Origin of the sequence: Chitinophaga sp. (assembly GCF_036569125.1) — a bacterium.
In the GTDB taxonomy this organism is placed as follows: domain Bacteria; phylum Bacteroidota; class Bacteroidia; order Chitinophagales; family Chitinophagaceae; genus Chitinophaga.
The window spans coordinates 1-12,682 of record NZ_DATCRF010000604.1 but is presented as its reverse complement, the minus strand read 5'-3'; the positions used below and the strand labels follow the sequence as shown (position 1 = coordinate 12,682).

Here is a 12,682-nt window from a genome sequence, read left to right as displayed (position 1 = left end):
ACAGTAGTTTAAATGCATCCTGGCAGCAAAGGGCAGCTCGTCCGTGATCACATCGCCAAAATTATTTTCCAGTGTTAGCAGGTTTAGATTTTGTGGTACATACAGCTCATAATCAATGTTCACATAATCCTTTGAATCTTTACGGTTGCCCCAGGAGAACCACTTACTTCCCTTACTGGGATTGTAGCTGGTTTGCATGCTCACAGCGCCGGCATCTGCATTGGTTTGTATATCCACGCCATTGGCAATTTCCTGTGCTTCTGACGAGCTTTTGCCGTAACCGGTGATGATAACGGTTGCCTTTATCTGGTTCTTTGCCCAGGTGTGCACGATGATCTTGCCATACTTATTGTACACATCCAGTTTAGCATTGCTGTTTACGGTAAATTCTTTTGCTACAGTGCGTTTGAACTCAATGTCGCCCTGGTGGGCGCAGGCCCACAACGGCAGTAAAAGAAAGAGTAGAATTTTAGATTTCACGTTCATGATGATTGAATGTTTTGGTTCCAGGCTGTTTGGCCTGCAGTTCTTCCAATATTTTATCTAACAGGTCCAGCTTCATTTGGTAATAGCGGACCATTGCAGAGCGGATGCGTTCATTGCCCGGGTTAGCTTCCAGCTCTTTTTCCAGCAGCAGGTAAGTATCATTGCGCAGCTCCAGCTCCCTGCGGGCAGTGCTGTCCAGGCCAAGTGCCTCCGGGGAGTACTGGCGAATGTCTTCCAGCTTCTGCTCTATCTGGGAGGTATAGTACAATTTTGCTTCCTGCAGCTCCGGTGAGATGGTACCCAGGTCTTGCTGCTGTTTCTTAAACTGCAGGAACTGGTATATCATAACACTGTTCACCACCAGTACCAGCACTGCTGCAGCTTTCAGCCAGTGGCGCTTTAACAGCTGCACCACCTTAGGGGTGTGCGTTTGCTGCGCTTTCAGCTGCTGCTCCAGGCCTTTCCACACACGGGCATTAGGCCCCGGCTCCTCAAATCCGGCCCTGTGCTGCCGGATAAAATCCTCAAAATTGTTTTCTGACATGCCTTATCTGATTTTTTGAAACAGAAGTATGATCATTACTTCTTATTTCTCACTTCATAATTTCTGACTCACCATCTGCCTCACTTTCTCTTTTGCCCGCATATACTGGGTTTTTACGGTAGATTCCGATATATCCAGCATGCCGGCAATTTCCTTGTGGGAGTATTCTTCAAACAGGTACAGGTTCAGCACAGTTTTATACCCTACCGGTAAAGCTGCAATGGCCTCTTTTACAGCGTTCACCGTTCCGGTAAAGCCCGCCTCATCTACGGAGGGCTCCTCCTCTACTTCCACCCGGTCTACCTCTTCAAAGTATACCTTCTTACGGCGCAAATGGCTCAGACAATGATTCACCACGATCCGTTTAATCCAGGCAGTTACACTGCCCGCCTGCTCCAGCTTGCCAATGTTTCCGAATACCTGCATAAAGGCCTCCTGCAGCGTATCTTCCGCATCTGTTATATTACCTGTCATTCTAAGACAGATATTATACATAGCGGCGGAATAAGCATCGTACAGCTCTTTGAAAGCTCGTACGTCGCCCTTTTTACATCGGGCCACTAATTGGTCTGTTGCGGGCGTTGGATTCAAGTTGTCGGTTAATCTTTGCATTATAAAGACGATAAGGTGAGAAAAGGGTTGCATGCCCACCGGAAAAAATTTCGTGAAATAGAAACGCGGCCTACAGGGCCGCGCTTCTTCCATCCTTATATATACCTAAAAACCAGTTGGCAGTTGTTAGTGGGCAGTGGGCAGTTTATCAGGCACTTCTGGGGCGGACGAAATTATTTGATTGATTACTAATTCTTTACCTGATTTCTTAAGAATGGCGGCTCTTTTAACTGCCAACTGTCCACTAACAACTGCCAACTGACTAGTTACCTCCTCCTTTTACGCGGTTCTGCTCATCTTCCAGGCCGGTTTTCCGGTTACGGGCGGCTTTTACATTGGTGTTACCAAAACGATAGGTGAAATTGAGGCGTACCTGCTGGCTTTCCCACTTGCTGCTTACACGGGTAAAATAGCCGGCATTGTCAAACGTACCCTGGAAACGCTGGTTATTGAAAACGTCGCTCACATTCAGCTTCACCGTACCTTTCTTGTTCAGCACTGATTTGGAGATACCCCAGTCCAGCGCGTACATGGCCTTCATTTTAAACAGCCCTTCCTGTGATACCTGCGGCGACATATAGAAGAACACCAACTCTGTGCTAAAGCCCTTGGGCAGGGTAAAAGTGTGCTGGGTACGGCCAAAGAAGCCGGCAGCATCCACATTCACCAGGTTGTTATTCACCACTGTCTGGTACTTGCTATAATTGCCGGACAGGTTGGTGAAGCTGGTCCACCATTTGGTAATGGGCATGGGTACAGAAATGTTCAGGTTAAAATTGTCTGACTTGGCTACGTTCAGGTACTTATACTTCATTACAATGGTATCGCCGGTTACAGCATCGCGGTCAGCTTCCAGCATCTGGGTGATCATATCCTTTGTATGGCTATAACCTACAGAGGTGATCAGGAACTGCTTGAATGTATGGGTGATCTCAAAGTTATTGGAATACTGAGGCCGCAGGTACGGGTTACCGGATGCCTTGGTATAACGGTCCAGGTAAAATTCAAACGGGTTCAGATCTTCGTAGCTGGGGCGCTGTATGCGGCGGCTATACGAAATACCCAGCTGATGATTCTTACCTGCAGCATAACTTACAAACACACTGGGAAACAGGTTAAAGTAAGTAGTATCATTTACAGTGTTCAGTGTTAAAGAAGTACCTTTTACATGCGTTTGCTCCCCACGCAGGCCTAACTGCACCCCTACCTTTTTAAACTGCTTGTTGAAGTTAATGTAACCGGCATTGATGTTCTCCTTATATATAAAGTGGTTGGAGCGGTTGGCATCGTACACCCAGTTTGTGTTCCGCAGGGAATCAAAGCGGGCATCGTTATCAGATTCCACAAAGCTCACCTTGAAACCCGCTTCCAGCTTGGCCTGGTTCTTCAGCGGGTTTGAATAATCCGCTTTAATGGTTTTAATATCTATAGTAGATGGCTGCAGGTTGCGGGAAGTATCCCCACGCAGGTAGCCTTTATTATTACCTTCAAAAGTAGAGGCATAGATGTTGGCATTTTGCCTGGATGTGTTCCTTGCATAGTCCAGGTCAACATTCAGCTCTTTACCACTGCTGTCCAGCACTCCTTTATAGTTCACGTTATAGGCCCAGCGGTCCCATTTGGAAGCATTTTGTGTGCGGGTGATCAGTGTTGAATCCACACGCTGGCCATTGCCGATCAGGGTAGTTGCCGTACCGGGGCTGCCCCACTTGTTAAAAGAAGCATCTACCATTACACCAATTGTGTGGTTCTTGCTTATAAAGTAATCTGCACCGGCTTTAGCTGAATGATAGTCGGATTCGTTCTTCATAAAGTTGTACTGGTCAAATACATTCAGCTCTCCTTTGTTGGTACCCGTGCGGTACAGGCCCAGGCGCTGGTCGTTTGCACGGTGATTGTAGTTATAGGAGCCAAAGAGGTTCACCTTGGCAGCACGGTGGTTCAGGTTTAAACCACCGTTGTACTTGGAGCTGCGGCCCTGTGCAAAGCCCAGGTTCAGGCTACCGTTAGTACCATAGCTGCGGTTCTTTTTCAGCTTAATATTAATGATCCCGGCGTTGCCCGCTGCATCGTATTTGGCGGAAGGATTAGCAATGAGCTCTATCTGCTCAATATTATTGCTTGGCATATTTTTCAGCATCTGGGCAACGTCCTGGGGGCTCATATTGGTAAGCTTGCCATCGATCATGATGATCACACCGTTCTTTCCTTTCAGGGAAATGTTATCGTCTTTATCAACGGTAATACCAGGTGATTTTTCCAGCACTTCCATGGCGGTACCGCCGGCGGCTACAATGCTGTTTTCCACGTTCACCACCATTTTATCGGCTCTTTGTTCTATAAAGGGCTTCTTGGCGGTTACATTCACCTCTTTCAGGTTCCTGGTATCTGCTGCCAGGGTAATGGAACCCAGGTCTACGGGCTGGCCGTTCACTTCAAACGGTTTTCCGTAGGCTTTAACCATGCCTACATAAGCGGCAGCTACCAGGTAACGGCCCTGTTTAATATTCTCAAATTCATAACGGCCATTTACATCTGCTATGGCTCCTTTTACCAGGGACGAGTCTTTTGCTTTTAATAAGGTAACGGTGGCAAACTCTACCGGTTTGCTGTCGGCCTTTACTACCTGGCCGTTCAATTTTACGGGGTTGGATGATTGTGCTAAAGCTGGTTTTAGGGGAGCGCTGCCGATGATGCTACTCAAAGTTAACAGCGCAATCAAATGTTTCATATAAGGCGGATTTAGATTTATAAACTTTTAATCATTAACGGTTTTTAGAATGCTATAGTTCCTTTCTTTATCAACTACAGTGTAAAAGTAGGTATTATGCATTACACAGTACATAGTATTACACAAACGGTCGCTATATGGGGACGATTGGTAAAAACATTGAAAAGGAACATTACAAAGACGTTGATGCTACTATTTTGTTACAGACGATCTTATAAACTACAACCTATTGGTAGGTGGAATAACCCTTTTGTTACAACTATGTTTCACTTTATTGTACTCATAACACATCAAAGGTATCCCTGCTAATGGGTTAGTACAAACCCTTTTAGGTAAAATGAGGTTTTTAACCGGTAAGTGGCGGCCGGTAGATAAGTTGCGGTAAAAAAGGCGGTAAAATTACTTGTTTTCCCAGCGGATGCTGTCCAGCAGGGCGGCCTGGCTTTGCTGCAGCTGCTCAAAGAACACCCGTTCTTCTTTACGGATATGCTCCTCCAGGCTGCGGGCCAGCTGGTCCATCGCGCTTTCCAGGTCGGTTTGCTCGGTAAGAGCGCTGTACATACGGGAGATCTGCTGATGCTCCAGCACCAGCTCCTGTATTAAAGCATCCAGGGCCGGGTCTTTGCCGGCGCAGGCTTCAAATAAGTACTCTTCTTTCTGGATATGCGGTACCATTACCTCCTGGAACACTTTTACTATATACTCCAGTTTAGCGGGTATTTCCAAAGGAAACCCTTCATACGCGGCGGCATCTTTTTTCAGATAACGGCATACAAATAACAGGCGGTTGTGCTCCTGTGATAATGGCACTAAGGCTGCATGACGAACCATAAGGAAATCAGGAAATGGTTTTTGCGGAATAGGCTTTACGACGGCTATACCAGATGAGCAGCGCTCCTCCTATTACCATGAGCGTGGAGATGATCTCTGCCTGTGTAGGATGGAAACCAAAAATGCTATACCGGGTGTTCACCCTTATTTTTTCAATAAAAAATCTTTCAATACCATTCAGGATCAGGTAAATACCAAATATTACACCAGGTACGGTAATTTTTTTACGGATGCTCCATAACACCACAAACAGCAGCAGGCAGGCAATGATCTCATATAACGGTGTAGGATATACGCCAGGTTGCAGCATGTGGCAGTACCGGCCATCACAACCGGGAATGGGAACACCTTCATTCACTACATTGTGCGCGTAGTTAAAAGACCAGGCCCAGTCAGGCAGCCAGGAAAAAGGATTAGGATGCGTGTTCACAATACCCCAGTCGCCATCACCTGCAAAGTGGCAGCCCATACGGCCCACGCCATAGGCCAGCATTAAAGCCGGCGCAGCGCTGTCTATTAAATGAAAAGTGTTGATCTGCTTTTTATTGGCATACCTTATTATAACAATGGCTGCTACTATTAACCCTCCATAAAAAGTAAGCCCGCTGAAAGATATCAGGGAGCCAATGGGATCCTGCACAAAATCATTCCAGTTCTCCAGGTTATGAAATATTTTGGCGCCTATTAACCCAGCAATAGCGGCCATTACGGTAAAATCCGGCACCCGCTGATGCGGCATTACCATGATGGTTTCTTTTTTAGGCGTTGGCAGGGCTTTCTTTTTCCGGTTATTATATTTTAACCACACAAATAGCGCCGCCAGTACAATACCGGCTGCCCAGCTGCCCTGTGCAGAAAAGATAAAACCCTGCAGGTCCTGGGAAACGGCCTCCTTGGAAAGGATAGCCCCTATTACCTTAAAGCCCAGCAGAAAACCCAGTACCCCGTTCCATACCAGCTCACCGGTGCTGGCCGGTTTACCTACCTCTATTACATCCGGCACCCCATGCAGCCATCCAAGCTTTTCCCTTCTTCTTAATTCAATGGTTAATACATAGGCCGCTGCCAGGAAGGCAATGGCTACAAAAAAACCAAATGTTTGAAAGATTTTCAGGAAAGGGAGCTCAACGCCAAACAGGTCCTTAAAAGCGTAATAAAGATTAGGATACATAGTAGCTATAAAAAAATTTGGTGATCTGAGTTTTCCTATGAACAAAGCCGAATTAATCAAAAGGAAAATCAAACCACCAAAGTAAGCTGGAAAAATCGCAATTTCCAAATTCCCCCCGTTAAGCGGAGGGGAATTTTTTAGCAGTACTGTTCAAAAGCGTCTGCCAGGTTAGCGGCGATCATCTGGGCCGGACGGCCTTCGATCATATGACGCTCAATGAAATGTACCAGCTCGCCATTCTTAAACAATGCGATGGAAGGAGAAGAAGGCGGGTAAGGTAACAGGTGAGAACGCAGCTGTTGTACAGCAGCCATATCAAAACCTGCAAAACTGGTTGTTAAACGGTCCGGTTTTTTCTCGCTGTGGGCTACTGCCATCAACACACCGGGACGTGCGCTACCGGCTGAACAGCCGCATACGGAGTTGATCACTACCAGGGTAGTGCCCTCTTTCTTTAAGATCTCGTCCACTGAGCCAGGGGTCAGCAGTTCTTCAAAGCCATTATCTGTTAACTCTGCCTTCATTGGCAATACTAATTCCGCGGGATACATATCACTATAATTTTTTCTGGTTTTTAAAGATTTATTGCTTCCGCAAAGTTAATTATATAGCATCACTTTTTAAAAATCATTCAAAAAAGACTTTTTGACACATAAAATCATTCCACACAGACAACATGTCATAACACCTATATCAAAAACTGGCAAAATTGCCTTTTTCAGGGCATGGTATTTCATTTGATTAGGTAAGGGCGTTGAACAAAACAACAAATGGTTAAACCAAAAAAAATTAAAACTTAATAGCTATGACATTCGTAAAATTCAATCAACACCCGGCTCACAGGACTTTAGGCGGTCTTATGGATGAAGTATTTAACAATACCTCCAAATTATGGAAAGATGATATTTTAACCAGCGACTTCTTCGGTACCTATCCCCCGGTGAACATTACTGAAAACAAAGAAGCTTATGTACTGGACATCCTGGTACCCGGCTGGTCTAAAGAAGATTTTAAGCTCAATTTAGAAAACAATGTGCTGACTATCAGCGCAGAAAAGAAAGCTGAACAAAAGGCTGAAGATCAGAAACAGATCCGCCGCGAGTTTAACTTCCGTTCGTTTAAACGTTCCTTTACCCTGGATGAAAGCGTAGATGCTGATAAGATCCAGGCTAAATACGACAATGGCGTACTAAACCTGCAGCTGCCTAAGAAAGAGCAGGCACAGCCTAAAACCAAATCCATTACCGTTGCATAAGTGTTGAGGATGAATAGATTTTAGTGGATTTTGCATAGTCCCGGGGCCTTACCGCCCCGGGATTTTTCTTTTATGTAACACGAAATAGTACCCACAATTCACACAAACGTTTAACAGGTATGCTATTTTAATATGATAATTTGCCCTCTGAACCGAAAATTCTATGGCACCTAAAGCCAAATATAGGTGGGCAGTCCCCGGAAAACTCTATGTTACAGTTGAAAAGGCTGTAATAGGTATAGCGTTGAGAAAGACCCTCGACAGCCGCGAGCACTATAATATTAAACTCATATTCGATTACCTTTTCTTTCATATTTTGTTGATAGTACCGGAAGTGTTCTTTACGCTCTACTTCCAGAATACAACCCAGCTGATATTATATCCCTTTTTCCTAGCCATGTGCCTGCTGGGGATGAGCATGCTGAAGAAAAGGGTCGCTACCCAGTCCGTTGGTGCCCTGGCATCTTTTACCACCCTGATATTTGCCATGTTATCCTCTTTCCTGAACAACCAGGATATTTCAGTAACATATGGCACCATCTGGATATTAAGTATCCTTTTCTGCTACCTTACCACTAACCTGCCCACCACCCTGCTGCTGGGCAGCCTGTTATGCGGGTACCTGGGACTGGCTGCATATATAAAGGTGCATCATGTAATATCTTTTGCAGCGCCCGGCTATTCCCTGGAAAATTCTTACGGCGCCGCCCCCATCACCTGCGCCCTGTATATCTTATTTATTATACGGGTAATAGGCCGGCACTATAATAATATTATGATCCTGGAGCAGCGCATAACGCTGCAAAAGCAAAAACAGCATGCGGCCCTCATCCGCCAGAACCTTACCAAACAGTTTATACTGGTAAAAGGCCTGTCACGCTCCGGCAAAACAAAATACCTGGAAGGCAACCTGGAACTGCTGGAAGCCTGCCTTACCGAGATAGAAAAGCAGTGTGAAACCGCTATTGACCTGCTGCAGCATACCCATAAAACATTAGAGGTGGAATCCAATAAAAAAGCTCCTCATTAACTGAGGAGCTACTCCAAGGCATAGGCTAAGAAATTCATTTCATAGATAGAGTGGAAAAAACGTTCCATTCCATAGGATAGACAAAAAACTGCATTTCACCAGGTATAAGGGAAAATAGCATTTCAAAAGGTACAAGGTAATAGTGAACTTCACATGGTACAAGGAAAATAGCACACTTCACAAGGCATACAGGGAAAATAAGACGGGCATATTCGGTTAGAGATACAAAGATAGGGAACCCCAGAAACCCCGGTAATACCAAAAAGTTGTAATTTTTAACATTCCTTTCACTCCTCATTTATAATAATATGATGTTATTCAATGTTTATCGCCTCCTGATAATTTTACTGCTGTATACAGCTCCCGGCCATTCAAACACAGCACCACCGCAGGAAAGCGAGGAAGCTGCCGTGAAAACCGCTATCGGGCAACTGTTTGAGGGCATGCGTAAGGGTGATAGCACCATGGTAAAGGGCGCCTTTGCCCCCGGGGCTATTTTACAGACCATTGCTTCTCCTGCCGGGGGCGGTACCCGCCTGCGCACGGAGTCCCTGCAGGGTTTCCTGGAAGCGGTTGGAAAGCCTCACACGGACGTGTGGGATGAGCGGATCACCTATGGCCATATTGCGATTGACGATAAGCTGGCCGCCGTGTGGACACCCTACGAGTTTTACCTGGGCGGGCAATTCAGCCACTGCGGGGTAAACTCTTTCCAGCTGGTTAAGCTGGATGGTAACTGGAAGATCGTGTACCTGGTAGATACCCGGCGTAAAACGTGTAAGTAATGGAAATGAACGTGTTAGAATGCTGATATTCCCTGAAATGAGTAGGGGCAAAAAATAAACCCCTCGAAGAATCGAGGGGTTTTCAGTGGATTACTAACCCATTTTTTTAATAACCCAAAATCTTTAACATACTCTGGGCGGTTTGCTCTTTGGCATACAGCCAATCTTTGAGCTGCCCGTTTTTGTCGTATCCTACAATAACATGTTTCGGTGAAGGGATCAGGCAGTGCTTAATACCGCCATAACCGCTCAGCTGGTCCTGGTAAGCGCCCGTATGGAAAAAGCCGATGTATAAAGGCTCTCCGTTATTGAGCTTGGGCAGGAACACTGCGTTAATATGCTCTTCCGAAGTGTAAAAGTCATATCCATCGCAGGTAAGCCCTCCCAGGTGCACCTCCTGGTACTCCTGGTCCCATTTGTTAATGGGCAGCATCAGGAACTTTTCTCCTATGCCCCAGGTGTCCGGTAAGGTAGTAATAAAAGAGCTGTCTATCATATACCAGTTCTCACGGTCGTTCTGCATCTTCTCTCCCACTACACTATATATAACCGCGCCGCTTTCGCCTACGGTATATGAACCAAATTCTGTGTAGATGTCCGGTACGGGCACCTTGTTCTTTTTACATACACTTTTAATAGTGGCTACGATCTCATTCACAATGTAATTATAGTCGTAGTCAAAACCCAGTGAATGTTTAATGGGGAATCCCCCTCCTATATTAATACTATCCAGCTCCGGGCAGATCTTCTTTAACTGGCAGTACAGGTTCAGCACCCGGTTAAACTGGCTCCAGTAGTAAATATCGTCCTTAATACCTTTATTCATGAAGAAGTGCAGCATTTTCAGCTCAAACTTCTCATTACCCTTTAGCTTGTCAACATAAAACTCCAGTATATCACGGGAGCGTATGCCCAAACGGGAGGTATAAAAGTCAAAGGTAGGCTCTTCTTCAGCGGCTATACGCAGCCCCAGCTTCACGGGTTCTTTGGTGCGTATATGCTTCTGGTATTCTTCCAGCTCCTCCTTATTATCCAGCACAGGTATCACATTTTTGAAACCGCTGTTGGCAAGGCGGGAAATAGCCCGGGTATATGCTTTGGTCTTATAACCGTTGCAAATTATGAAGGTTTCTTTATTGATCTTCTTCCGTTCGTATAATTTATTGATAATATCAATGTCATATGCGAAAGAAGTTTCGATATGCACCCCTTGCTTCAGGGTCTCCTCCATAATAAAGGAGAAATGGGAGCTTTTGGTGCAGTAGCAATAATAATAGTTCCCGTCGTACCGGTTCTTTTTAATGGCATCCTGGAACATCTTTTTAGCCTTATTTACCTGCATCCCGATCTTGGGCAGGTAAGTGAGCTTGAAAGGCGTGCCATATTTATCGATCAACGCCTTGATGTTCAAACCATTAAATTCCAGATAATTATCGTTCACCTCAAATCCTTCCTGCGGAAACTCAAAGGTTTGATTCACGAGATCTGTGTAGGTGTTGTTCATCTAAATCTGCGAATGAATTTTAGGTTAGTAATAAAATTTAAACTCAGGTCTAGCTGGAGAAACTCCTGGTTTACACACCTACGTCAGTTCGAAACCCAGCAAAATTGGTTGCAAAGCTAAATATTTTGTTCTATTGCAGAAGCAAAAAATTTGGCCCTTTTTACAGGGAAACGTCATATCAAAGTAAATAATTACGAATCAATTATTTAAGGGATGTGTTAATTTTTGAGCGCGAATGGGACCGGCGCTGGTTTTAATCCCGGCAGCGCACTAATATTTTGTAAATCAATTAATTAAGGAGCCTTGCCTTTCCTATGGCCTGTTTGACCAGTCCAATTTATTAAAATATTAATAACCAGCTAGTTACATTTTTACCGGCCATCACATTCCCGCTGGTAAACCCGACAGGCACTACTAAAATAAGTAACACAAGAATGTACCTGATGCTTAAAATTAAATAATCTATTGATAAGCAAGTCCTTATATCCTAAAAAGCATTAAAAGCTCTTACCAGCCTCATGGTTATTTCTCTGGTGTTTATGTGGTCATTCCTCTCCTTAATGTTCAGCCCGTCCGGAGGTCTCCAATAGTGTTAAGCTGCGTTTGCCTTCGCAAAAAAGCAGGTCCAGGATGCTGAGGTTAGGCAAGAAACCGGTGCGGTCCTGGAACACCTGGGTGTACTCCGGTCCCTCCCAATTTTGTTCCCGCTCACCCGGCTTAAGCTGGTCCCGGGCATCGGTGATCCCGGAGGCGGGGTCAACCTGCTTTTCAAACCGGTCGGTAAAGGTGGGTGCACAATCATATCCCATTACCCGGTTAGCCCATTCAAAGCAAGCCATGTTCCAATCCAGCAAAAACTGGTGGGGCTGCTCAAATAATCCCTGAAGGTCCTCCTCATAAAATTCAAACCATGGTGAACGCCGGTAAGCGGAAACCAAAGTCTTCCAATGCAGGGCCTGCCACTTCTCTTCATTACTGATCCGTACATCCTTCATTATGGTACGCTGATTTTTTCCTTTGGCTAAAGGAACACTGAGCAGGATGGTTCCATTAGGCCCGGCAATGTAACAACGGTTACGATAACTGAGCTTTTGGTAGTGTTCATATCTCTCTATCTGTAATATGGAGTGGTTAATTAAAGCTTTATAGTAGGAAATTGGTGGAAAGTATTGTGATTCAATTAATAAAATTCCATTTTTTTGTACTGCTGTCATAATGTCAAAATTTGGTATCTGCTATGTAAAAACCTATGATGTCAGGTGTTGAATTAATTACCATTTGCTATTTAACAATTAATTGCAACTGCTTCTGAAACAGTTCATAGAAAAATAAAAAATATGCTATTTAAATTAGCATTTAGCTGTTTAAAGCAAAATTTAAGTTACATGCAAAAATACTAAAGTTATTAGTAGTTTTTTTGTTCATTTTCAAGGCTTTTTTGACTGAAGTAAAATGTAAAGCAGAGTTGGCTGAAATGTCACTTATACCCTACCGGGCCCTGGGCAGAAAGTTGAAAAACGGAAGGACCGTAAAAATGGAAAAGGTATAAAATGGATAGGGCGAAAGAAAAAGGCCTATCAGAAAGCGAGGTTTAAAGGTGAATGGGCGATTGCAAAAATCAAACATTTCGTAGCACCTTATTTTGAGAGAACGGAAGCCAAAAAGTGCCAATTTGGAGTACGGGTGAATTTTATGAAATGGTGGCTTCAGGATAAAATGGAGTTCAATGACGG

The 12,682-nt window shown here is 44.7% G+C and carries 12 protein-coding genes; 3 read left to right on the top strand and 9 right to left on the bottom strand.

Going from position 1 to position 12,682, the window contains the following annotated elements; translation table 11 throughout:
* From VIM87_RS22585 to VIM87_RS22555, 7 genes are all read right to left on the bottom strand, one after another.
* The coding region (locus VIM87_RS22585; RefSeq protein WP_331999198.1) for a hypothetical protein at positions 1 to 486 on the bottom strand (486 nt) is incomplete at its 3' end.
* Positions 470 to 1,030 carry a hypothetical protein gene (locus VIM87_RS22580; protein WP_331999197.1) on the bottom strand — a complete coding sequence of 187 codons (561 nt, stop codon included), beginning with the start codon at positions 1,028 to 1,030 and terminating at the stop codon, positions 470 to 472. The genes VIM87_RS22585 and VIM87_RS22580, both read right to left, overlap by 17 nt.
* A gap of 54 nt (positions 1,031 to 1,084) precedes the next feature.
* The gene (locus VIM87_RS22575) at positions 1,085 to 1,621 is read right to left on the bottom strand and encodes an RNA polymerase sigma factor (RefSeq protein WP_331999195.1); all 537 of its coding nucleotides are present in this window, start codon (positions 1,619 to 1,621) and stop codon (positions 1,085 to 1,087) included.
* Between the two features lie 283 nt (positions 1,622 to 1,904).
* The gene (locus tag VIM87_RS22570; RefSeq protein ID WP_331999194.1) at positions 1,905 to 4,373 is read right to left on the bottom strand and encodes a TonB-dependent receptor; all 2,469 of its coding nucleotides are present in this window, start codon (positions 4,371 to 4,373) and stop codon (positions 1,905 to 1,907) included.
* A 399-nt stretch (positions 4,374 to 4,772) separates the two neighbouring features.
* Positions 4,773 to 5,204, bottom strand: a complete 432-nt coding sequence (locus VIM87_RS22565) for a hemerythrin domain-containing protein (protein WP_331999193.1) — start codon at positions 5,202 to 5,204, stop codon at positions 4,773 to 4,775.
* 7 nt (positions 5,205 to 5,211) lie between these two features.
* A complete protein-coding gene (locus tag VIM87_RS22560) occupies positions 5,212 to 6,375 on the bottom strand; it encodes a prolipoprotein diacylglyceryl transferase (RefSeq protein WP_331999192.1) in 1,164 nt (387 codons plus the stop codon).
* Positions 6,376 to 6,512: 137 nt separating this feature from the next.
* Positions 6,513 to 6,926, bottom strand: a complete 414-nt coding sequence (locus VIM87_RS22555; protein WP_089914705.1) for a BrxA/BrxB family bacilliredoxin — start codon at positions 6,924 to 6,926, stop codon at positions 6,513 to 6,515.
* A gap of 254 nt (positions 6,927 to 7,180) precedes the next feature.
* On the opposite strand from VIM87_RS22555, the gene VIM87_RS22550 reads away from it, so the two are divergent.
* From VIM87_RS22550 to VIM87_RS22540, 3 genes are all read left to right on the top strand, one after another.
* Complete coding sequence (locus VIM87_RS22550) at positions 7,181 to 7,630, top strand: Hsp20/alpha crystallin family protein (RefSeq protein ID WP_331999191.1); 450 nt, start codon at positions 7,181 to 7,183, stop codon at positions 7,628 to 7,630.
* Positions 7,631 to 7,874: 244 nt separating this feature from the next.
* The gene (locus VIM87_RS22545) at positions 7,875 to 8,660 is read left to right on the top strand and encodes a hypothetical protein (RefSeq protein WP_331999190.1); all 786 of its coding nucleotides are present in this window, start codon (positions 7,875 to 7,877) and stop codon (positions 8,658 to 8,660) included.
* 410 nt (positions 8,661 to 9,070) lie between these two features.
* Complete coding sequence (locus VIM87_RS22540; protein ID WP_331999189.1) at positions 9,071 to 9,445, top strand: nuclear transport factor 2 family protein; 375 nt, start codon at positions 9,071 to 9,073, stop codon at positions 9,443 to 9,445.
* A gap of 106 nt (positions 9,446 to 9,551) precedes the next feature.
* Here the strand turns inward: VIM87_RS22540 and VIM87_RS22535 are convergent, their stop codons facing one another.
* Both VIM87_RS22535 and VIM87_RS22530 read right to left on the bottom strand, forming a co-directional pair.
* Entirely contained in the window at positions 9,552 to 10,949 is a 1,398-nt protein-coding gene (locus VIM87_RS22535) for an arginine decarboxylase (RefSeq protein ID WP_331999188.1), read from the bottom strand.
* Between the two features lie 557 nt (positions 10,950 to 11,506).
* Positions 11,507 to 12,163: a WbqC family protein gene (locus VIM87_RS22530; protein WP_331999187.1), complete on the bottom strand. Its 657-nt coding sequence runs from the start codon at positions 12,161 to 12,163 to the stop codon at positions 11,507 to 11,509.
* Positions 12,164 to 12,682 lie beyond the last annotated feature (519 nt).